This is a genomic window from Legionella busanensis, assembly GCF_900461525.1.
GTDB lineage: Bacteria > Pseudomonadota > Gammaproteobacteria > Legionellales > Legionellaceae > Legionella_C > Legionella_C busanensis.
Genome location: NZ_UGOD01000001.1, coordinates 307,852 through 329,889 on the forward strand (window position 1 = coordinate 307,852; position 22,038 = coordinate 329,889).

Here is a 22,038-nt window from a genome sequence, read left to right on the forward strand (position 1 = left end):
AAATTTTTAAGTGATTAAAGTTGATTGCTCGTTTTTTATAAGAATAATAGGATTGCAGCGTCTTTAACATTAGTCAAAGCAACTAAGTTGTTTTATGACGACTGCATTTTTCTACAATATTTCATTTTTTCATTGAAAGGCTATATTTGGCTGATTTTAAACACAAAAGTAAAAAATCAGGTCTTTCTTTGAGATATAAAATATTTCTGCTTGCTCGCGTTATTTGTAATAATATTATGTAACTATTTCTTCTTCGAGATGGCGTAGGAGGTATTGTCCGTAAGCAGTTTTCTTAAAACGAAATGCTTGTTCTAAAAGTTGATCAGAAGTAATCCAACCAGAAGCATGCGCAATTTCCTCAAGGCAGGCTATTTTTAAACCTTGTCGTTGCTCAATGGTATGTACAAAATGGCTTGCTTCCAATAAAGAGTCATGTGTACCTGTATCTAACCAAGCAAACCCTCTTCCTAGCAGCTCTACGTGAAGTGTCTCATCTTGAAGATAGAAGCGATTGACATCAGAAATTTCTAATTCTCCTCGCGCTGAAGGTTTTATACCCTTAGCAATTTCTACAACACGGTCGTCGTAAAAATATAAACCTGTAACGGCATAATGAGATTTAGGCTTCTTAGGCTTTTCTTCAATACTGACTGCCTTACCTTTTTCATTAAACGCAACAACCCCAAAGCGTTCAGGATCGCTAACATGATAACCAAAAATAGTGGCGCCTACTTCTCGGGTAGAAGCCTTCTGTAAATTAGCTGAAAAATTTTGACCATAAAAGATATTATCGCCTAAAATTAAACAACTATTATCACCATTAATAAATTTTTCCCCGATTAAAAAGGCTTGCGCTAAGCCATCAGGAGAAGGTTGTTCTTGATAGCTTAATTCAATACCAAATTGATGGCCATCGCCTAACAGTTCTTGAAATTTAGGTAAGTCATGAGGAGTTGAAATAATTAAAATTTCTCTCATACCAGCTAACATTAGCACTGATAAAGGATAATAAATCATAGGTTTATCATAGATAGGTAGCATCTGTTTAGAAACGCCTAATGTAATAGGATGTAATCTTGTACCTGAGCCGCCGGCTAAAATAATTCCTTTACGTTTTTTCATAATGTTGATCCTAAAATTTCTTTAACTGCTCTTGCAACACCAAGTTGCCAGTTTGGTAGATAAACAGAAAATGTTTCCTGTAATTTATGAGTATTTAATCTAGAATTTAGAGGCCTTAAAGCAGGCGTAATATATTCTTTGCTTGGAATAGGTAATAAATCTTGAATTTTAAGTGCTGTCCCTAATTTTTTTGCTTCATCTAAAATAAATTGTGCAAAACCATGCCAGGATGTATCACCACTTGCTGTTAAGTGATATAGACCTGTTAAGTTAGGATTTAAATTTATTGCTTTTAAAAGATGAGCGGTCACATCTGCTAAAAGTTCAGCACCGGTTGGGGCGCCTATCTGATCATCAATAATTTTAAGTGTTTCTTTTTCTTGTCCTAAACGAAGAATGGTTTTAATAAAATTTTTACCATAAGTGCCATAAACCCAGCTGGTTCTTAAAATAAGATATATGCAACCAGAGTTTATAATTTCCTGTTCGCCTTGCAGCTTACTCATTCCATAAAAATTAAGTGGTTTGGGCTTATCAGTTTCTTGCCAACTTTTATTGCCAGAACCATCAAATACATAATCAGTAGAATAATGAACTAGTAGTGCACCAAGTTTGGCACTTTCTTGAGCTAAAATAGCTGTTGCTTTGGTATTAATTAAAGTAGCTAAATGCTGTTCGTTCTCTGCTTTATCGACAGCCGTATAAGCTACAGCATTAACAATTATATCAGGCTTAATAAAGCGAATCGTTGTAGCAAGCCCTGTTAGATTTTCAAAGTTAGCAACTAACTCGCTATGTCTATCAAGAGCAATTAATTCACCTAGGGGCATTAATGAGCGCTTTAATTCCCAACCTAGCTGACCACTTTTTCCAAAAAGAAGAATTTTCATTATTAAACTTAAAGATTATGTGTTAAAAAGTATTAATCACTTTAGTAAGCGATTAGCTACCAATAATTTAAAGTAAAAATAGCATTCTTTTGCCACTGAAGGAAGTTATTTAAAATGACTCTGCTATTTAAGATAAATTAAAGTCGGCCATAGTTATCTTCAAATCGTACAATATCATCTTCACCTAAGTATTCCCCACTTTGTACTTCAATAATAACTAAATTTAAAACACCGGGATTTCCAAGCCTATGAATACTACCTGCTGGAATATAGGTTGATTCATTCATCCTAACCAATAACTCTTTATCACCATTAATTACCTGTGCTATACCACTAACTACAATCCAATGTTCACTACGATGGTGGTGCATTTGTAAACTTAATTTTGCACCCGGATTAACTTCAAGTCGCTTAATTTTAAAGTTTTTTCCTTCATCTAGGATAGTGTAATTTCCCCACGGGCGATGGACAGTTTGATGTAATTTGTATGCTTTATGATTGGTCTCTTTTAGGGCTGTATAAATATGTCTTACATCCTGCGCCTGTTCTTTGTCAGCAACTAAAACAGCATCAGGTGTATCAATAATAATAAGATTTTTAAGGCCAACAGTACTAATTAAACGGTCATTACTCTGAATATAACAATTTTCTGTATTATATAAGAGTGTTTCCCCCTGGATGCGATTGCCCTGCGTGTCAGCTGTCGATAGATCACCTAAAGCACGCCAAGAGCCAATATCACTCCAACCTATATCGCAAGGAATTACAGCAATAGCATCTGTACTCTTAGCAGCGGGCTCCATTAGCGCATAGTCAAAAGAATTACTAGGTACTTTGGCAAAATGCTCTTGTTGCAATTGAATTTGTGCTACCTTAGTGTTTTCTATGGTAATGGATTGTTCTAAACAGGTCTTAGCTGTTTCATAAATATCACTGCAGTAATGTTGCAAATGCTTAATGACAGTTCCTGCGGTAAAGCAAAACATGCCTGAGTTCCAAAAATAGCAGCCAGCTTCTAAGTATGTTTGTGCTATTTCTATAGTTGGTTTCTCAACAAATTGTTTGGCTAAGTATCCAAGCGTTTGTTCTTTCTGCTTAACGGAAGTTAATGGAAAATCTTCATCAATTTGAATATACCCATAGCCGCTTTCAGGCAGAGTTGGTTTAATACCAAAAGTTACTAACTTTTCATCTTGGGCTAGCTGAATTGCTTGATCAATAGCGCTTTGAAAAGCATCTGGCGCATTAATTAAATGATCAGCAGGTAAAATTAATAAAATAGCTTCATTCCCATATTTATTTGCTACTTGTAATGCTGCTAAAGCAATTGCTGCTGCTGTATTGCGACCAAAAGGCTCTAAAATATAAGATAGAAATAAGCCTTGTTGATTAACACCTCGGTATTCATCTTCTGTTTTAAAAAATAACTCTCGGTTCGTAACAGTTAAAATCTCATTAATTTTTGGAATAGAGGCTGCGCGTAAGAAGGCCTTTTGCAAAAAGCTTTGCCCATCACTTAAACAAATAAATGGTTTTGGGTGTAGTTCACGAGAAACTGGCCATAACCTCGAACCAGCTCCACCACAAAGAATTGTTGGAATAATATGCATGTAATTGTCTTAAGTTGGGTTCTTACTTATTATCATAAAGTTAAACAGCACCTTGTTTAAATATAACTTTAAGTAAAGTTGCAAATAAAATTTTAATATCTAGCCATAAGCTATAATTTTGTACATAGTCTAAATCGAGTTTTATTTTTTCTCCATGGTTGATGTGACTGCGACCATTAATTTGTGCCCAACCGGTAATACCTGGTTTTACCTTTAGGCGGATAGCTTGTTCTTTATTATAACAATTAGCAATTTCTGTTAATTCAGGACGAGGACCAACCAGACTCATATCGCCAAGTAAGACATTAAAAAATTGCGGTAGCTCATCTAAACTCCATTTGCGTAAAAATGTGCCTATACCAGTAAAGTTTGCAGTATAAGTCTTATCTGCTGGTTGTTTAAAGACAAAATCATCTGGCACGCCATTTTTCCAGAAATAAGTGATAGGACTTGTTTGCTGTAATTTCATGGTACGAAATTTATAAATGTAAAAAGGCTTGTTTAAATAACCTGCTCTTTTCTGACGAAATAAAATAGGAAAGCTATCATCAACCATTATCCAAATAGCCACAATTAAATAAATGGGTAAAAATAAGATAATTGCAAGCAAGCTTAATAGGATATCTATTCCACGTTTAACATAGTCATAAGGTTTTTTTGATAACTGTGAGGTGGTGCTTATCCCAGTCTGTATATTCTTCATGTTTTTTTAATCCGCCTGTGCCATTGGCAATTCCAATAATATGTTTTGGTTGACAAACTGTGTCAAGCACTACATCACCTGCTTTACCAATGATTCCGCCAGCAACACAGCTAACGCCTTGTAATACTAAGTTACCTGCCGTTTTTTTAAAAAAAGGGAAATTTGCAATTTGTGTATGTGCTTGTAATATGGGTGTCGCTATTCTAACATCAAGTCGCATAATACTAATATTTCTGGTAGGCGCCTTTTCAATAAAATTTGGTGTTAAATTATTAATCCCTACATCAATAACAAAAGTATTATGTTTTAAGTAATCAAGATATGAGTAGTCAAGAACATGATCTGCTGAAACTGCAGAAATTAGGACATCATACTTTTCTGTTTGACTAAATGTCTTTATCTGATGCGTATTATAAGAGGGTAAAATAAGATTTAAGGCATTAATTAATTGTCTGGCTTTAGTTTTATCTCTACCGGTTAAAGCGATTTGAGTGTCTACCTCTGCTAAGCGTAATGCTAATTTAGTCGCGATGTTGCCAGTACCGTAAATTAAGATCTTCTTTTCATCCAATTTATAATTAAAATATTGGTTAACTAAATGATAAGTTGCTTCAACAGTAATATCATTTGGCTTATGTGGAATAATTTTTCCTTTTTTTATTGTATTTTGTGCAATTTTCCATAAATTAATATTTTGCTTTTGTTCAACATCAACGAGAAAGATTGGAATATACTGATCAAGATAATGTAAGACTTGCTTTGCAATTTCTCTGTCGGTTAAAATTATGCACAAAATTTGTTCACTGCCAAACTGCCTAAAAGGCAGCAGTCGGTTTTCGCCATGCTGTTTTGTAGTGGTACTAATAATCGCTTTGGCAAAATCTTTGCAGTTTAGCGCTTTAAGTTCTTCTTTTAAAGACATCGCTTCACTTACTATTGTCATAAATCAAGCATTCTAACATGTGTTATTTCTTACATTACACAGCTTTTTACCGAAGTTATTATTATTCAATTTGTTCGATAAGATTTTATTTCAATCCTTTTGTAAAAATATAAATACTAACGTATAATTTATATACATAACAAGGATGGACAAATTTATGAAAAAAGTCATGATACCTATAGCTGTGTCATTGCTTACTCTACTAGGATGTACAACTACTGAATCAATATATAATAAGCGTTATAATAGAGATTATATTTATTCAGTAGGTTTTTATGGTTATCAACCAGAATGGACTTCACGTTATTATTCAGGCATTCCAGCTCAAAATTGTAGTTCAGGGTATTGTAGTGTTTACCCACGTGGCTGGTATATGCGTAAGTGGTAATTTTTAGAGCTTTTTTAATTAAAGCTTTAGGTTCTAAAAAAGTTAAGTTAGCTTTTTTAAGCTAACTTAACTTTGCACTTTAACTTATTAATTTCAATATTGTTAGTAAGGGTTATCCTTAAATCTATTAACAGCCTTAAGTTTCTTTAATTATTTTCAGTAAACTCCATTTAAGACCATTAATTCTCCTTGCAGTCCTTGATATTATACAAAATAATATTGCTTTCAAATATTAATATTAGAGTTTAGTTAGATAATAACAACCATTACTTTTCCATCTAATGTAGCAACAGTTTGCGAGGTAGGCCATGAAAGGCTGGATACTTTATAAAAGAAATAGACAAGAATTAACGGCAAATGATCATGGTGTAAATCGCTTTCTGGCTGTTGCAAATAAACTGCAAATTGAACTTGAAGTGTTTAAGCCAGAGCAGTTTGAACTTATTGTTGCTAAACCAAAAGATCAAATAATTTTGCTTGATGGAAAAAAAACTTCTCTACCTGATTTTATTATACCACGTTTAGGTGCAGAAACTTCTTATCATGCGCTTAATGTTATTCGTCAATTAGAATTATTAGGGGTTTGTAGTATTAATACGTCCAAAGCAATTGAAACTGTAAAAGATAGAATGCGAGTTGGGCAATTATTAACCTATTATCAGTTACCAGTTCCTAAAACAATGACCCTTAATTTTCCTATTCCGTTAGAAACTATAAAAAAAGAAATTGGCTTCCCTTTGGTAATTAAGAATATGACTAGTGCGCGAGGTATTGGAGTTAGTTTGTGTGAGACTATTGAGTCTTTTCAAGATTTAATGGGACTTTTAGGTAATCAATTTAATCAACAGCTAGTAATTCAAGAGTTTATTGCAAACAGTTATGGAAGAGATTTACGCGTATTTGTAGTAGGGCAAGAAATAGTAGGTTGTATGCAACGTATTTCAAAATCAGGTTTTAAAGCTAATTACTCTCTTGGCGGCAATGTAGAACCTTTTGATATAACGCCTGAAATTGCTAAGTTAGCATTAGAATGTACAAAAATTGTTAATCTAGATATTTCTGGGGTCGATTTATTATTTGGCCAAGACGGATATCTGATTTGTGAAGCGAATTCATCACCTGGCTTTAAAGGAATGGAGCTAGCTACAGAAGAGGACATTGCAAAAAAAATTATGCATTATGCGATTAGTAAAGCGAAAAAGTTTAAAACTGAAGCCACTAAATGAATAATTAGCACGTCATATAAGAGCAATGAGTATTTTTTATTCTGAGTTTAAATTTTAAAGAAAGGTTAAATTAAGCACATCTTATGCTCCAATTCAACCTTTCGCCTAAATACGACATGTCAACTTAGTCATTATATTATTCTTTAGCACGAGAAACGTATTCACCTTTACGGGTATCTACTTTAATTAATTCGCCTGTTTGTACGAATAGGGGTACTCTAACTACAGCACCTGTTTCCAATGTGGCAGGTTTACCGCCACCACCTGAGGTGTCGCCCCTTACACCTGGGTCCGTTTCGGTAATAGTTAAAATAACAAAATTAGGTGGTGTAACTTGAATAGGTTCATTATTCCATAAAGTGACAACACAGATATCTTGTTCTTTTAACCACTGTTCAGCATCAGCTAAAATTTCTTTATTCACAGCATATTGCTCAAAGGTGTCCTGGACCATGAAATGCCATTGCTCACCATCATTATATAAGTATTGCATTTCAATATCTGCTACATCAGCAGAGGGTAATGTTTCATTTGATTTAAACGTACGTTCGACCACACGGCCAGTTTTTAAGTTACGAATTTTAACGCGAGTAAAGGCTTGCCCTTTACCAGGTTTAACAAATTCACAATCAATAATGCTACAGGGGGCATTATCAACCATAACTTTTAGACCGTTTTTTAAATCATTAGTACTATAAGTGGCCATCAGCGCTCCACGGTTGAGATTTGGTTTTAAATTAGATAGAGTGCACCAGTTTATCAAGTATGTCTAACGAATGCGAGATTCCTTTGTGAGTTGGAAAAAAATATTGGCTGAAAGTTTTACTTCTTCCCATGAGTTACTTAAATTTCTAGAGTTACCTGTTGAAACTGCTAGCACTGTAGCAGATAAACAGTTTAAAACTAGAGTTCCTTATAGCTTTGCTGCACGTATGCAAAAAAGAAACCCTCAGGATCCCTTATTATTACAAGTATTAGCTACTGATTTTGAAATGGATAAGGCTGCAAACTATACAGAAGATCCTTTAAAAGAAACTGAAAGTAACCACCTACCTGGTTTAATTCATAAGTATGAAGGTCGTGTTTTACTAACCTTTACCAGTATATGTGCCATAAATTGTCGTTATTGTTTTAGAAGACATTTTCCTTATCAAGATAATAACCCCGGGCAAGCAGGTTGGAAGAAGGTGATTGATTATCTTCAGCAAGATAAAACTATTCATGAGGTTATCTTAAGTGGTGGCGATCCATTACTAGCTTCTGATAACGTTTTAGAGGCTTTTATTAAGCAGTTAGAAACAATTCAACATATTAAAATATTACGCTTTCATACTCGAATTCCAATTGTCCTACCTGAGCGAATTACTGAGGATCTATTAAAAATTTTAAAATCCACATCCTTGCATAAAGTCATGGTCTTACATTGTAACCATGCACAAGAATTAGATAATCAAGTCAAATTAGTATGCCAGCTGTTAAGCCAAGCAGGCTGCACTTTACTAAATCAAGCGGTGCTTCTAAAGGGAATAAATAATCATATTGATGCCTTAGTTAATTTAAGTAAGTCTTTATTTGATTGCGGTATACTGCCTTATTATTTACATTTATTAGATAAGGTATTAGGTGCTGCGCATTTTGACTTACCTTTAGTAGAAGCACGGAAGCTTTATTTACAATTGCAAGCTAAACTTCCCGGGTATTTAGTACCAAAATTAGCTTGTGAGGAGCCGGGGAAAGCGAATAAGACATTAATTGGCAATTAATTGGAATGCCGTGCTTAAAAGTGATGACTGTTTTTTGAGGGTTCCCTACAGGAAGAATTATTACCCATTACCGGCTTTATTACGTTTATAAATCGAAAGACAATTTAAAAATTTTCAGGTAGTAAATTGTTTTTTAAATGATGTGGTTTAATTTAATAGTTCTAGAGTTTTTTAAATAAAGATCCAACGAATAAACCTAAATTGCCTAAAGATGTTTGCCTATAAAGACCAATGCGATTTATTTTAAAAACATTTAAAATAAGGGCAGAATTTCTCGCAGAAATGAATTTGTGGAGTATCAATCTATTTTCTTTTGTTAAAATATCCTCAAGAGGAAGCAATGCTTCAATATTCTTATCAATCCACAGTTTCAATTGTCCCTGAAACAGTCTTTTAATTCTATTAATTCGTGCCCGCCATCCTCTATTGCCACCAATTAAATTGGCTTGGTGTTGCCGATAGTTAACCGTAGGATAGGCGTCATAAAATGTTTCTCCACCTGCTCCTGTAATTAATAAGTATGTCCACCAATCATGTGCAATTAGCGAAGCGTCCTTATTAGTTAATTTAATAAGATTAGCGGCAATATAATTAAATACCATGGTATTACCACCACCAATATTCTGAACTAATGCATTGCGAAACCCTGAATCTTTATGAAAAAAGGGGGAAAACCCTATTTCTTGACCCTGTTCATTAATAAGCCTGGTTCTAGAACAATATAGGGTAGGAATAGATTGAGGTTTGGTTTCTAAGCAGTTAAGTGCCCGAGTTAATTTAGATAAATCCCAAATATCATCCTGATCAGCATATGCAAAGTAGTCACCAATCTTATCAATTCGAAAGATTAAGGATAGAAAGTTAGCTGCAAATCCTTTTTTAGGGCCATTAAAAAGATAAAGCTTACCAGGATAGCGATGCTGATAGTCACTTATAATATGCAGGGTGTTGTCCGTTGAGCTATCGTCTGAAATCCAAAGCTCCCAATTATCATGCGTTTGGTTCACAATAGAATTAAGTTGCTCAACCAAATAACGTTCGCCGTTATAGGTACACATGAGAATGATAACTTTTAAATTAGAATATTTTTTGATAGCAGTGGCTTAAAAAATAATTAGATAGAAATCATAAAATAATTATTACTTTTTTGTAAATATTTTAATTAAATATAATTTCTTAAAGAAACTAACTGCATATTTTACAAAAGCTACTTTCTTATGAAATTAAATTATGCTAGCTTATGCTCTCTCTCTAGAGAGACTTGTAATAGGGCTAAAAGGTATTGGTTATTTTTAGCTCTTAACTGGTTTGATGATCAAAAGGCAACATCGGATGGTTTTTTCCTCTTTAATATTCTTATTTCTTTTTCTGCCGAGTGTTAATTTAAGTTATTTTCTTTTTCTTAAACGTATAAGAATTCAGAATCTTATACTAGCCTTATCAAGTTTAGTTTTTTACTATTGGGGAGAAAAAGATCATATTTTTATCATGTTGGCCTGCATTATTATTAATTATCTCTGTGGGATATTAATTAATGATAGTCAGGATAAAAAGTATCGAAAGTTTTATCTGATTACTTCAATTGTTGCTTCTTTAAGTTTATTAATTTATTTTAAATACTTTAATTTTTTTATATCAACTGCTAATCAATTTTTAAATTTAAATATTACCAATTTTGGCAAAATTGCCTTGCCTCTTGGTATTAGCTTTTATACTTTCCATTCGTTAAGCTATGTCATTGATGTTTATTGGAAAAAATTTCCAGCTGAAAGAAATTTTATTAATTTTGTTGGTTATGTATCTTTGTTTCCCCAGTTAGTTGCTGGTCCTATTGTGCGCTACTGTGATATTAGGCATTCTTTTTATCGACGTTATATTACTTTAGCTGGTTTTCGTAATGGCATCCTACGGTTTTGTTTCGGATTGGGTAAAAAAGTCCTTATTGCTAATGAAGTTGGCAGAATTGCAGATATAGTTTTTAACTTACCAACAATGGATTTAACATTTGGCATAGCTTGGCTAGGTGCTATTGCCTACACTCTCCAAATTTACTTTGATTTTTCTGGCTATTCTGATATGGCAATTGGGATTGGCCTTATGTTTGGTTTTAGATATAAAGAAAATTTTAGATTTCCTTATAATGCGTTATCTATTCAAGAATTTTGGCGTAAATGGCATATTTCTTTATCAAGTTGGTTTAGAGATTATGTGTATATTCCGCTTGGCGGAAATCGTAAATCAAAAATGCGCACCTATTTAAACTTATTGCTTGTTTTTGGCTTATGTGGCTTTTGGCATGGAGCAAGTTATACCTTTATTTTTTGGGGTCTTTTTCATGGATTATTTCTAGTTTTAGAAAGAACTTCTTTTGGTGTTTTTCTTAGTCATTTACCTAAGTTTCTACGGCATGCTTATGTATTGGTGATTGTAACAATAGGCTGGGTATTTTTTAGAGAGGAACAAATAGGTCAAGCCTTTTCCTTTCTTAAAGTTATGTTTTTTACTAATGATTTGAGTCTTACAGTCATAGAAGAATCATTAAATCAGATGTTAATGTTAATTTATTTTATAGGTGCTTTATTAGCATTTGGCACAACAGAAAAAATAAAAGATTTTTTAGTTGCTAAACAATATAAAAAGTGGATTGTGAGTTATAGACAACTAAGTATCTTTATGGCTTTAATAATCTTATTTATAGCGACCTTGTCGTTAAGTAATAATTCTTATAATCCATTTCTCTATTTTAAATTTTAAAAATATAAATTTTCTATGAAAATAACAGATAAAATACTAATTCTAACTTTTATAATATTTATTTTTGCCCCAAGTATAGGCTTATTTATTAAAAAAGATCCTGAGCAAATTCGAACCATGCTAAATCGAGAGCCTAATAATTTCCCTGGTATTAATATTAAACGGCTAGGAAAAACTAACTTTAAGGGGATAGAAGGTTGGTTTGCTGATCAGGCATTGCTAATAACACCTCTTAGTAAATTATGGAGCCATCTAAATTACTCTTTATCAATTAGCTCTAAACCGAGAGAAACTATTATTGGTAAAAATGGCTGGCTTTTTCTAGGTAATGCTTATAATTTAGCCTTAGATCAATATAATGGTAAAAAACCACCTACAAGTGAAGAGATAGCCAATACGTTAGCTCAATTTAAGAAGATGGATGCAATTGCCAAAGAGAATAAGATTCTCTTTGTAGTTACTATTGCACCGGATAAACATACTGTTTATCCCGAATACTTACCCACTTATATAAAAAAATCCCCCCTCCCTACTCGATATGATCTTATTGCTAAAGAATTAAAAGCAAATAATATTCATTTTATTGATTTAAGAGAAATTGAACAGCAAAGCAAACTTACTTTAGGTAAAAAATATGGAGATATTTATTATAAATGTGATAGTCATTGGAATTTTTTAGGCGCTTATGCTGCTTACCAAGCTATAGCTAATTACCTCAATAAACTGGGTATAAAAATTGATAAAATAAATTATGGTTTTATACCTAAGAAATATAAATCTGGCGATTTAGCTAGTTTCTTACAAATAGATAGTTGCGAGTCAAACTCTCCTACCCCCGATACTTCTAATTTAGCTATAAATCTATGGGAAAAAGGCGAAACGGGACTTAAAAAAGTAGAACCTTTTAATATTGTTGATAATTTTATTATTAAGCCGCATCAGGTTATTAATAAAGCAGTAAATAATAATTTAACTTCTCTTGTAATAGGTGATAGCTTTTCATACGCCTTAATGTTTTTTCTACATAATAGTTTTCACAGTTCTGTACGAGTTCATGTTTATAATAGGAATACAAAGTTTAGTGAATTAGTTAAAGATTACCATCCTGATGTCATTATATTTGAATTAGTAGAACGTTCCTTAAAGAGCTTTTCCACAGAGCTGTTATAGTAAATTCTAGATAAAACGAAATAACATTCAAGTAGAATGGTTTTAATTTATATGAGAGCTGTATCAAAATTTCACTTAAATAATTTGACTTTTAGGGACCAATTAGTTGCAAACTTTTAAATACAGGCCTGATATTGATGGGTTAAGGGCTATCGCAGTTTTGGCCGTGGTAGGCTTTCATGCTTTTCCCCACCTTTTTAAAGGTGGCTTTATAGGTGTTGATATTTTTTTTGTTATCTCTGGATTTTTAATTAGTCAAATTATTTTAAATCAATTATCACAAGAGAGTTTCAGTTTTAAAGAATTTTATATTAGGCGCATTAAACGTATTTTCCCCGCTTTAATTTTCGTGTTAATCATTATTTATGCATTTAGTTGGTTTTATTTGCTTAATGATGAATTTAAGCAGCTTGGTAAACATATAGCTGCCGGCTCTATATTTATTTCTAACTTTATCTTAAGTCATGAGGTCGGGTACTTTAATAATGCTGCAAATACTAAACCACTATTACATTTATGGTCCTTAGGAATTGAAGAGCAATTTTATATAGCTTGGCCTTTTTTACTATGGTTTGCTTGGAAAAAAAAGTTTAATTTACTTATTCTTTGTTCTTTACTGTTAGGGATTTCTTTTGCTTTAAATATCTTTAATATTAAGCATCATGGAGAGCAAGTTTTTTATTCACCCCTCACAAGAATATGGGAATTGTTAGTAGGTAGTGCTTGGGCTTATGTTGTTATCTATTTTAATAAAATTCCCCCTATAGCAAATTTATTATTAAATCAAGTTTTATTGACATCTAAATTTAAAAAATTAAAAGACATACAATCTATTTTGGGTTTTACCCTTTTATTAGGCTCACTTTTTTTTCTTAACGATAGAATCATTTTTCCCGGATGGTGGGCACTAGTACCCACTCTAGGTGCATTACTTATTATTGCAGCTGGCCCTCAGGCTTGGGTCAATCAAACTATTTTATCACATAGAATATTAATATGGTTTGGGTTAATTAGTTTTCCTTTGTATTTATGGCATTGGCCACTACTTTCACTAGCCCATATTATTGTAGAAGTAAAGTTATCGGAGGGATTACGTATTGGTTTGGTTTTTCTGAGCATTCTGCTTGCATGGTTAACTTATATTATCATTGAGAAACCACTGCGGTTTCATAAAAGCAATAAAATTGCGCTTGGTTTACTTAGCTTTTTATTCTTAATTGGAGTAATAGGTTACAGTACTTACATTAATAATGGTTTTAAATTTAGATTAACCGATCGAACAGAATTTTTAGATTTTTTTGATAACACGCCACCTCAACTACAATATATAACCTATCATGATATATTTAAAAAATATAGAACAGAGTGCGATTTCTATAATATCCCAAATTCTTCAAATCAGACGAATTTTAAAAAGTCAATTGATCCAAACTGTTATAATCCAAAAACTAATAAGAGTATATTTATTTGGGGAGACTCACATGCGCAGCAACTTTATTATGGATTATCCTCTATTTTACCCAAGGACATTAGCATCCTTCAGGTAGCGTCTTCTGCATGTCTTCCTCGTTTAGTTTCTAAAGTAAATTCTAATAATTACTGCGATTATTCTAATCAGTTTGCACTCGAAGTTATTAAAAGGGAGAGACCCCATACAGTTATTATTGCCCAAATTCAAGGGCATGAAGTAAATGATGATATACCTTTGTTCTCTGCAAAATTAAAGGAGCTAGGTGTTTCGCAGGTTTTAATATTAGGGCCGGTCCCACAATGGAAACCATACTTATATAAAGTAATTGCTAAAAAATTTTGGTTTAACACCCCTAAACGTATTTCTGCCAACCTTGATAAAAATGCACTTAGGACAGACAAAATAATGAAACAGCGCTATGCAAATAATCAAGACATTCAATATATTTCTCTAATTGATTTTTTCTGTACAGCAAAAGGATGCTTAACTTATTTAGGTAAAGATAAAAAAGCAGGATTAGTGACATTCGATTATGGCCACTTAAATCCATCTGCTTCCATTTTCCTAGCAAAAAAACTTCTAGCGCCTATTATTATTAGTCAAATTAATAGTACACAACCTATATATGCTAAACAGCAATAGCATACAGTTATTTGTGATATTCAAGCCTAGTATTTTAATTAATTTTGGTGTTAATTATTCATCTACGGGGCTATATAAATGTAATAATTTTTCTTGAGCGCTATGTTGACCATTTCTGAACGCTTTATAGTTTCCATCTGACTGCATTTCCCAAGCAAATTTATTGTCTTTAAAATAATTTTTAAATATTTCGTTTTTAATTCTTTTACGGTTTTCTTCATCTAATATAGGGAATAAAATTTCAATACGATTGTAAAGATTACGTTCCATTAAGTCAGCACTGGAACAATAGACATATTCTTTATCATCCGCAAGAAAATAGTAGACTCGATGATGCTCTAAAAAGCGTCCTAGAATAGAAATAACTTGTATGTTGTCAGAGACACCTTTTATATTAGGTTTGAGACAGCATAGGCTTCGGACTATCAAATTAATTTTTACCCCGGCTTGGGATGCTTTATAGAGAGTTTTAATCATAATTTTGTCAGTTAAACCATTAACTTTGATATTAATCTCACTTTCTTTACCTTTTTTGGCCGCCTCAATACATTCTTCCATGTGATTTAATAAATCTTTTTGCAATGTAAAAGGTGAGTGGCAAAGAGCTCTCAGTTTAACTGTTCTACCTAACCCGGTTAATTGCTGAAAAATAATTTGCGTATCAGAGGTAATATTGGGGTCACTCGTTAGTAAGCCAAAATCAGTATAAAGCCTGGATGTTTGCTCATGATAATTACCCGTTCCTAAATGTACATATTGTTTTAATTTTCCATGTGTCCGTCGAACAACTAATGTCATTTTCGCATGTGTTTTATAGCCTACTACACCATATAGGACCAGCACGCCTGCGTCATGCAAACGATTTGCTAATCTTAAATTTGATTCCTCATCAAATCGGGCCCTTAGCTCAATAACTGTAGTAACCTCCTTGCCTGAACGTGCAGCTTCAACAAGCGCCTTAACCATTTGAGATTCAGAGTGAGTACGATAAAGTGTTTGCTTAATCGCTAAAACATTCGGATCAGCGGCAGCCTGTCTTACAAAATCAATTACGACCTCATAACTTTGATAGGGATGGTGTAATAAAATATCTCGCTCATCTAAAACATTAAATAATTGTCGCTTACTTGTAATAGAGGGAGGATATTGAGCTCTAAAGGGAGGATAAAGTAAGTCAGATCTGTCTAGGCGATTAATGGCATTATAGTAGCGCTGCAAATTAACAGGCCCATCACAATAATAAGCATCTTCATGATGAAGATGATGCTTTTGTAAAAGAAAATCTACAATTTTTTTTGGGCAACTTTTATCAATTTCTAGGCGTACAACATGACCATAATGACGAGAGAAAAGTTCACGCTGCACAGCCGCAGCTAAATCTTCAATTTCTTCCTCACGTAAAAAAAGATCACTGTTTCTAGTTAAACGAAAGGGATAACAGCCCTTTATTTCCATACCTGGAAACAAACGATGTACGTATGTTTGTATAATTGATGAAAGATAAACTAAATAATTACCGCCATCTACACATAATTCTGAAGGTAAAGATATTATTCGAGGCAAAGAACGAGGGACGTGAATAACTGCATAATCAATATTTCGGTCAAAAGCATCTTTTCCTTGTAATGAAATTATAAAATTTAAGCTTTTATTAAATAAGCGGGGAAAAGGATGTGCTAAGTCTAAGGCAATTGGACTAACTACTGGTAAGATCTCGTTTTTAAAATAGTGTCTTGCCCATAAATAAATATCTTCTGTCCATTCATCAACATCGAGCATATAAATACGTTCTGCTCTTAGAGCAGGCAGTAATTGTTTATTAAAAGTGGCGTAAATATCATCAGTAATAGCATGTGCTTTTTTACTAAGTTGACTAAATAAATCGCTTGTCCGTATACCATCAACAAATTTAGGTACGGCAAGTGCCAGCTTTTCCTTTAAGCCAGCCATACGAATTTCAAAAAACTCGTCTAAATTTCCACTGCAAATACATAAAAATCGTACTCTCTCTAATAGAGGAATACGCTCATCTTTAGCAAGCTGTAAGACACGTTCATTAAATGCTAGTGCTGTAAACTCTCGATTAATGAAATAATCTGGATTGTCCAGCGTATTAGTCAATTTATGCTCCCTGCAATATCTTTAAATAGTCTATGGGTGAGATCATTACCAAATTTAAATTCGTGACCATTTTCCAGGTTATGCAATACCTATTTTGAGGTACTTTTCCTACTTTCAATTATCATTCTCCAATGCTAACTTATTTTGAGAATAAGACTAAGTAATTATAAAGTTAGGAAATTTAAGTTAACTGGTAAAACTTTAAATCGACTATTACTATTCATTATAGAGTAATGCAATTACTTAATTAGGTGCAAGAGCTCTAATAGCCTTCTTTCCAAACTGCATTAATGGCCAATCTTGGCCGAAAAAAGGTCTTTAAAGGCTATCCCCATGTAGATTGGGATGCTCATGTACTTCATTTACACTATGCTTTTTCAGCCCTTTTTCTCATTATTGCCACTTAGGAAAGAAGGCTAGTGAACCAGAAAAAAACAAATACCAATAAAAGCAATAAAGCCCCAGAATGGCGATAGCTGCAAGTAGGTTAAAGCTAAAAAAAATACCATACTCATAATGACCATTGGTATAGAATAATAAACATTTACAATACCTTGCGCGACAGAAAAAGCGGTAGCAGCTAGTAATACTAAAGCGCCATATTGCACGGGCACCATTATCTTCTGAATAGTTGGCCCGCTATGCTGATTTAAAAATTGATAACCGATTGCTGCTAATATTAAACCAGGTAAATTAATACTAATAACAGCAAATATTAAGCCTAATATTCCAGCTGCTTTATAACCAATTAGGGCTGATAATTTTACAGCCGTTAAACCTGGAAATAAGAAACTGGAACCAAGCATAGTTATAAATTCTTCGTTACTTATCCAATGGCGATAATCAACAGCTTCGACTTCAATTAATTTGAGCATTGAATTACCTCCACCAAGTGAGATAAGTCCAATTTTTCCAAAGCTCAATATTAAAGTTAATAAATTACTGATCATAGTTAAGTTGATTTAAGAAAGTTACATAGTCGCAGGAAAACTGTTCTTTAAGCAAGAGCTGACTTAGCTTTGATACTAACGTATATGAACGACCCTCTATTGATGCACTAAAATAAATTTGCTTGTTAATTATTAGGCGTGATAATTCCAGTTTAATTGTGGGTGTACAGGAAAATTTATAGATTAACGCTGTTTTATCAACATTAACAATTGTGCCCTGTAACTTAAGTAGATTTACTAAAGCGCCTACATCTAAAGAGGAACATCCAGGTAGAGCTTGTTCAGCTGGAAGTGATTTTAAACTCATTTTCTTTCCGAAGCCAAAGCAATGATCTTTTCGAGCTAATAAGGGTTTGTAAAATAATTCCTCTCTTCGCTTTTTAATATTTAAATGCATTTGCGGCAATAAATAATAACTATCATAACGTTCTTTAATTTGAACATTAACAAAGCTTAAAATAGTAGAATTTAAATGGTATAGAGTAATTGGCTGGTCTTCTGACCAAAAATATCGAGCTTCCCAACGGATTAAATCATGCGCTCTTGCTGATAATTGTTCTGCAGCAAATGGTTTATCTAAGTTAACTTCAAAATTCCAAACAAGTCGTTTATTCATAGTTAATACAACGTAGAGAGACTTTTTTTACGCTATTGTATTTACTTAAATAAGGCAAGTTTTATAGGTAAAAACGTAAAAATTAATTTCCATTTGCAATTTGTTCACTCTGTTATAAATATGATAATTTTGCCTAACTTAGGAAAAAATTAATTAATTAAGAATCGTTTAGATGATATATCAGGAGTATATAGCGCTTAATTTTCCTGGTAGGATCTGTTTATTGCATTAAGACAAGGAAAGAGTAGAAATGGCCATACTTTTATTTTTTATTTATTTGGTTTTTACCTTATTAGTTCTCTATCATGGTCTAAAATCGCCAACTTGGGAGATAGGTAGTATTATCTATCTTGTAATCGCTACCTTTATTGTTGGCATGCCTTGGATTATTGCTCTAATTTTGTGGGTCATCATCTTAGCTATTATTGCAATAATGTATGTGCCTGCAATACGAGCTCAAATTACAGAGCAATTATATCAAAGAGCTATTAAATCAATTCCTAAACTTTCAAAGACAGAAGAAGAAGCCTTAAATGCAGGCGATACTTGGTTTGAACAAGATATATTTATAGGCGAGCCTAATTGGTCAAAACTTTCTTTGCCTTTACCTGAGCTTACAGCTGAGGAGCAAGCGTTTTTAGATAATGAAACACAAACTTTATGTCATATGATAGATGATTGGACGATAGGTCAGGAAGGCGATTTACCTAAAGAAGTATGGTCTTATATTAAGGAAAATGGCTTTTTGGGTTTAGTTATTTCTAAAGAATTCGGTGGAAAAGGCTTTTCAGCTCGTGCCCATTCGGAAATCGTTCTGAAAATTGCAAGTCGTTCAGGAGCAGTTGCTGTAACAGTAATGGTTCCTAATTCACTGGGTCCGGGTGAATTGTTACATTATTATGGTACTGAGGAACAAAAAGCACGGTATTTACCTAACTTAGCAAAGGGGATTGATATTCCTTGTTTTGCTTTAACCGAACCTGGTGCCGGTAGTGATGCAACCTCAATTCAATCAGAAGCGATTGTTACTAAAAAAACGATTAATAAAGAAGAAATTTTAGGTTTAACTATCAATTTAAATAAACGCTGGATTACTTTAGCCCCTATTGCTACTTTAATTGGGCTGGCTGTGAATTTAAAAGATCCGCAAGGTCTCTTAAATGGTATTGGCCAAGAGGGGATTACTTGTTTATTAATTCCACGCGATACTGAAAATTTAGAAATAGGTAATCGACATCTACCAGCAGATCAGCCATTTATGAATGGTACTTTGCGAGGGGAAAATATATTTGTTCCTATTAGTTCAATTATTGGTGGACAAGAAAAAGCAGGGCAGGGTTGGCAAATGCTGGTTGAATGCCTGTCAATAGGCCGCTCGATTTCACTACCAGCGCTTGCAGCTGCATCTTCTTCAGTATCCTATATTACAACGAGTGCTTTTGCCCGTATTCGTCGACAATTTAATGTAGAAATTGGACAATTTGAAGGTATTGAAGAAAAACTAGCTGAAATAGGGGGCCTAAATTATTTAATTAATGCAACAAGATTATTAACCGTTGAGGCAGTAAATCAACATAAAAAACCTTCTGTCGCTTCTGCTATTACTAAATATTTTAATACAGAGTTTGGACGCATGGCTGTTAATAATGCTATGGATATCCATGCAGGCCGTGCTGTTGTTGCAGGGCCCCGTAATTATCTTATTAATCATTATGTAAGTATCCCTATTTCTATTACAGTTGAAGGGGCCAATATTATGTCCAGAAATCTACTTATTTTTGGTCAAGGCTCTATGGCTTGTCATCCTTTTATTCGAGATGAATTTTATGCTGTCTCCCACAATAATAAGGAAGCATTTGACAAGCTAATTTGGCAACATATTTATTATTTTATGCGTAACTTTGCTAAAACAATTTGCTCAGCTTGGACAGGCGGAATTTTTATTAGCGCGCCTGCAAATCCTTTAAAAAGAAATTATCAATATATAGCTCGTCTAAGTCATGCTTTTGCGTGGTTAGCTGATTTATCGCTAATCTATTTAGGAGGTGATTTGAAACGAAAAGAACGTTTATCAGCACGTTTAGCTGATGCCATGTCTTATCTTTATATGGCTATGGCGGCCCTTCGTTTTTATAATCATCATAATCAGCATGCTGATTTAGAAATACATGCCAGATGGGCTGTTACTTACTGTCTATTTAATGCTCAGAAAGCAATGCTACTATTTTGTGATAATTTTCCTTCTCGAATTTTAGGTGGCATCATGCGCTTTTTTGCTTTTCCTTTTGGCCAATCTATTGCTTACCCGCGTGATCGCCTTGATCATGGCTTAGCTCGATTAATGAGTAAAAACAATGCTTATCGCAACATATTAAAAAAATGGATTTATTTAAGTGGTGATCCTGCACAGGCCATTGATAAAATGGAACATACATTACAGTTAATAATAACTAATGCTGATCTTTTCGCTAAGGTAAGTGACTTAAAACGCTACTCATTTGCAAACCTAAAATCTAAATTAGCTGAGAAAGTTAGTAAAGGCGAACTTAGTCAACAAGAAATGGATGCAATAGTTGCGGTTGAGCGCGCTAGATGGGATGCTATTCAAGTTGATGAATTTAAAGCTGATTCTATGAAAGCAAAAACCTTTAAGTCTGTTACGGATTCTTTAGTAAATCCCCTAGATTAATTTACATTTTTTTAACAGCTAAATTTTTGAAATGGTGTCCTACAAAGGACACCATTTTGTTATAATATTGAAATATGTTTTTAAATATTAATTTTTTTGATTAAAATTACAGCTAAAAATAGCAATTATATTTTAATAATTTTGTCAGGTAATTCATATGAGCGCTTATCTCCAGGCACCTAATAAAGACGCTATACTAAAAGCTCTTGAAGTAGCAAGTTTATCACCAGAAGCAGCTAAATATTTATGTGAGCGTTTGTCTGAAACATTTAGTAAGGTAAAGATTGAGGCAAGTAATGAAGTATGGGAAAGAGTAAGGCAATTTGCAGAAAATGTATCGATAAGATATGGAAAAAGTTCAGATCCCTGGACAGGTAGACCTGATGATATTAAAACTGACTTTGAAAATGCCCAACATAATATGGCTGTTGCTCTTTTAGATGAAGTGAGCCCGTCATTAGCAGATGGCCAACTAAATATGGATTTTGCTATAAGTGATGACGCGCAGCTATTACGAGCCTTTTCTTTAAATGAAAAACCGCTAGACGCTAAAACAGCAACAGCTATGGATACTTTGTTTAATAGTTGGCTTGCTGAAAATGAAATGGTCAGCCAAGATAGTGTCATTTACGAGGCAGATAGAAATGGGCGAATAAAGGAAGATAAAAATGGCCAGCCAACTAAGGCAAATGCTGAGAGAGTCAGACAACTGATTGCTGATAGGGATAATGGATTTGCTCCTTTTCTAAATGATAAATTTAAGGCTCATACGCCACATCAGAATTTAAAAGCATCAGTTCAACAGCATGCTTATCCCGAACAAGCTCCAGTTGTTGAGCAGCCTGCTGAGCCAGTTAGTACGCCGGCACCAGAAACAAGATCGCCAGCGCCTACGGCAGCTGAAGCCGCTCCTACGGCGGAGGCAGATAAACCTGAACCCGACACAACGCCTACCGCGCCTTCCTCTTCTTCATAGTATA

The 22,038-nt window shown here is 33.6% G+C and carries 18 protein-coding genes; 8 read left to right on the forward strand and 10 right to left on the reverse strand.

The features are described 5' to 3' along the window. Positions 1-234 precede the first annotated feature (234 nt). The 5 genes from rfbA to DYH30_RS01445 all read right to left on the reverse strand — a co-directional run bounded on the left by rfbA (position 235) and on the right by DYH30_RS01445 (position 5,268). The gene (gene rfbA, locus DYH30_RS01425; RefSeq protein ID WP_115329838.1) at positions 235-1,122 is read right to left on the reverse strand and encodes a glucose-1-phosphate thymidylyltransferase RfbA; all 888 of its coding nucleotides are present in this window, start codon (positions 1,120-1,122) and stop codon (positions 235-237) included. Further along, complete coding sequence (gene rfbD, locus DYH30_RS01430) at positions 1,119-2,012, reverse strand: dTDP-4-dehydrorhamnose reductase (RefSeq protein ID WP_115329840.1); 894 nt, start codon at positions 2,010-2,012, stop codon at positions 1,119-1,121. Before rfbD ends, rfbA begins: the two co-directional genes overlap by 4 nt. Positions 2,013-2,149: 137 nt before the next feature. Continuing rightward, entirely contained in the window at positions 2,150-3,622 is a 1,473-nt protein-coding gene (locus DYH30_RS01435; RefSeq protein WP_115329842.1) for a mannose-1-phosphate guanylyltransferase/mannose-6-phosphate isomerase, read from the reverse strand. Between the two features lie 40 nt (positions 3,623-3,662). Then, complete coding sequence (locus tag DYH30_RS01440) at positions 3,663-4,325, reverse strand: sugar transferase (protein ID WP_115329844.1); 663 nt, start codon at positions 4,323-4,325, stop codon at positions 3,663-3,665. Further along, entirely contained in the window at positions 4,267-5,268 is a 1,002-nt protein-coding gene (locus DYH30_RS01445) for an NAD(P)-binding domain-containing protein (RefSeq protein ID WP_115329846.1), read from the reverse strand. The genes DYH30_RS01440 and DYH30_RS01445 overlap by 59 nt, the downstream gene beginning before the upstream one ends. Positions 5,269-5,425: 157 nt before the next feature. Between DYH30_RS01445 and DYH30_RS01450 the strand changes: the two genes are divergently transcribed. Both DYH30_RS01450 and DYH30_RS01455 read left to right on the forward strand, forming a co-directional pair. After that, a complete protein-coding gene (locus DYH30_RS01450) occupies positions 5,426-5,656 on the forward strand; it encodes a hypothetical protein (protein WP_115329848.1) in 231 nt (76 codons plus the stop codon). 308 nt (positions 5,657-5,964) lie between these two features. Beyond that, complete coding sequence (locus DYH30_RS01455; RefSeq protein WP_115329850.1) at positions 5,965-6,882, forward strand: ATP-grasp domain-containing protein; 918 nt, start codon at positions 5,965-5,967, stop codon at positions 6,880-6,882. Positions 6,883-7,018: 136 nt separating this feature from the next. Here the strand turns inward: DYH30_RS01455 and efp are convergent, their stop codons facing one another. Next, positions 7,019-7,588: an elongation factor P gene (gene efp, locus DYH30_RS01460; RefSeq protein WP_115329853.1), complete on the reverse strand. Its 570-nt coding sequence runs from the start codon at positions 7,586-7,588 to the stop codon at positions 7,019-7,021. 70 nt (positions 7,589-7,658) lie between these two features. On the opposite strand from efp, the gene epmB reads away from it, so the two are divergent. Beyond that, a complete protein-coding gene (epmB, locus tag DYH30_RS01465; protein ID WP_115329855.1) occupies positions 7,659-8,645 on the forward strand; it encodes an EF-P beta-lysylation protein EpmB in 987 nt (328 codons plus the stop codon). A gap of 161 nt (positions 8,646-8,806) precedes the next feature. Here the strand turns inward: epmB and DYH30_RS01470 are convergent, their stop codons facing one another. Next, positions 8,807-9,703 (reverse strand): glycosyltransferase family 2 protein, encoded by an 897-nt coding sequence (locus DYH30_RS01470; RefSeq protein ID WP_115329857.1) that lies wholly within the window; start codon positions 9,701-9,703, stop codon positions 8,807-8,809. A 274-nt stretch (positions 9,704-9,977) separates the two neighbouring features. Here DYH30_RS01470 and DYH30_RS01475 point away from each other — a divergent pair, with 274 nt between their 5' ends. The 3 genes from DYH30_RS01475 to DYH30_RS01485 all read left to right on the forward strand — a co-directional run bounded on the left by DYH30_RS01475 (position 9,978) and on the right by DYH30_RS01485 (position 14,682). Then, positions 9,978-11,399 (forward strand): MBOAT family O-acyltransferase, encoded by a 1,422-nt coding sequence (locus DYH30_RS01475; RefSeq protein WP_115329859.1) that lies wholly within the window; start codon positions 9,978-9,980, stop codon positions 11,397-11,399. A 15-nt stretch (positions 11,400-11,414) separates the two neighbouring features. Further along, positions 11,415-12,569: an alginate O-acetyltransferase AlgX-related protein gene (locus DYH30_RS01480; RefSeq protein ID WP_115329861.1), complete on the forward strand. Its 1,155-nt coding sequence runs from the start codon at positions 11,415-11,417 to the stop codon at positions 12,567-12,569. A 106-nt stretch (positions 12,570-12,675) separates the two neighbouring features. Beyond that, positions 12,676-14,682 (forward strand): acyltransferase family protein, encoded by a 2,007-nt coding sequence (locus tag DYH30_RS01485; RefSeq protein WP_115329863.1) that lies wholly within the window; start codon positions 12,676-12,678, stop codon positions 14,680-14,682. Between the two features lie 54 nt (positions 14,683-14,736). On the opposite strand, the gene ppk1 is transcribed toward DYH30_RS01485, so the two are convergent. The 3 genes from ppk1 to DYH30_RS01500 all read right to left on the reverse strand — a co-directional run bounded on the left by ppk1 (position 14,737) and on the right by DYH30_RS01500 (position 18,369). Further along, positions 14,737-16,803, reverse strand: coding sequence for a polyphosphate kinase 1 (ppk1, locus tag DYH30_RS01490; protein ID WP_115329865.1), 2,067 nt, complete (start codon positions 16,801-16,803; stop codon positions 14,737-14,739). A 416-nt stretch (positions 16,804-17,219) separates the two neighbouring features. Beyond that, positions 17,220-17,753, reverse strand: a complete 534-nt coding sequence (locus DYH30_RS01495; protein WP_115329868.1) for a chromate transporter — start codon at positions 17,751-17,753, stop codon at positions 17,220-17,222. After that, positions 17,743-18,369: a hypothetical protein gene (locus DYH30_RS01500; protein WP_115329870.1), complete on the reverse strand. Its 627-nt coding sequence runs from the start codon at positions 18,367-18,369 to the stop codon at positions 17,743-17,745. Before DYH30_RS01500 ends, DYH30_RS01495 begins: the two co-directional genes overlap by 11 nt. Before the next feature lie 250 nt (positions 18,370-18,619). Here DYH30_RS01500 and DYH30_RS01505 point away from each other — a divergent pair, with 250 nt between their 5' ends. Continuing rightward, positions 18,620-21,058, forward strand: coding sequence for an acyl-CoA dehydrogenase (locus DYH30_RS01505; RefSeq protein WP_115329872.1), 2,439 nt, complete (start codon positions 18,620-18,622; stop codon positions 21,056-21,058). 157 nt (positions 21,059-21,215) lie between these two features. Next, positions 21,216-22,034 carry a hypothetical protein gene (locus DYH30_RS01510; protein ID WP_115329874.1) on the forward strand — a complete coding sequence of 273 codons (819 nt, stop codon included), beginning with the start codon at positions 21,216-21,218 and terminating at the stop codon, positions 22,032-22,034. The last annotated feature ends 4 nt before the right edge of the window (positions 22,035-22,038 follow it).

Coding starts and splice junctions, on each gene's coding strand:
- DYH30_RS01500 (WP_115329870.1), bottom strand. CDS start 18,369: ATGAATAAACGACTTGTTTGGAATTTTGAAGTTAACTTAGATAAACCA.
- DYH30_RS01495 (WP_115329868.1), bottom strand. CDS start 17,753: ATGATCAGTAATTTATTAACTTTAATATTGAGCTTTGGAAAAATTGGA.
- DYH30_RS01510 (WP_115329874.1), top strand. CDS start 21,216: ATGAGCGCTTATCTCCAGGCACCTAATAAAGACGCTATACTAAAAGCT.
- DYH30_RS01480 (WP_115329861.1), top strand. CDS start 11,415: ATGAAAATAACAGATAAAATACTAATTCTAACTTTTATAATATTTATT.
- DYH30_RS01475 (WP_115329859.1), top strand. CDS start 9,978: ATGGTTTTTTCCTCTTTAATATTCTTATTTCTTTTTCTGCCGAGTGTT.
- DYH30_RS01450 (WP_115329848.1), top strand. CDS start 5,426: ATGAAAAAAGTCATGATACCTATAGCTGTGTCATTGCTTACTCTACTA.
- DYH30_RS01505 (WP_115329872.1), top strand. CDS start 18,620: ATGGCCATACTTTTATTTTTTATTTATTTGGTTTTTACCTTATTAGTT.
- rfbA (WP_115329838.1), bottom strand. CDS start 1,122: ATGAAAAAACGTAAAGGAATTATTTTAGCCGGCGGCTCAGGTACAAGA.
- DYH30_RS01470 (WP_115329857.1), bottom strand. CDS start 9,703: ATGTGTACCTATAACGGCGAACGTTATTTGGTTGAGCAACTTAATTCT.
- DYH30_RS01445 (WP_115329846.1), bottom strand. CDS start 5,268: ATGACAATAGTAAGTGAAGCGATGTCTTTAAAAGAAGAACTTAAAGCG.
- DYH30_RS01435 (WP_115329842.1), bottom strand. CDS start 3,622: ATGCATATTATTCCAACAATTCTTTGTGGTGGAGCTGGTTCGAGGTTA.
- efp (WP_115329853.1), bottom strand. CDS start 7,588: ATGGCCACTTATAGTACTAATGATTTAAAAAACGGTCTAAAAGTTATG.
- DYH30_RS01455 (WP_115329850.1), top strand. CDS start 5,965: ATGAAAGGCTGGATACTTTATAAAAGAAATAGACAAGAATTAACGGCA.
- rfbD (WP_115329840.1), bottom strand. CDS start 2,012: ATGAAAATTCTTCTTTTTGGAAAAAGTGGTCAGCTAGGTTGGGAATTA.
- DYH30_RS01440 (WP_115329844.1), bottom strand. CDS start 4,325: ATGAAGAATATACAGACTGGGATAAGCACCACCTCACAGTTATCAAAA.
- epmB (WP_115329855.1), top strand. CDS start 7,659: ATGCGAGATTCCTTTGTGAGTTGGAAAAAAATATTGGCTGAAAGTTTT.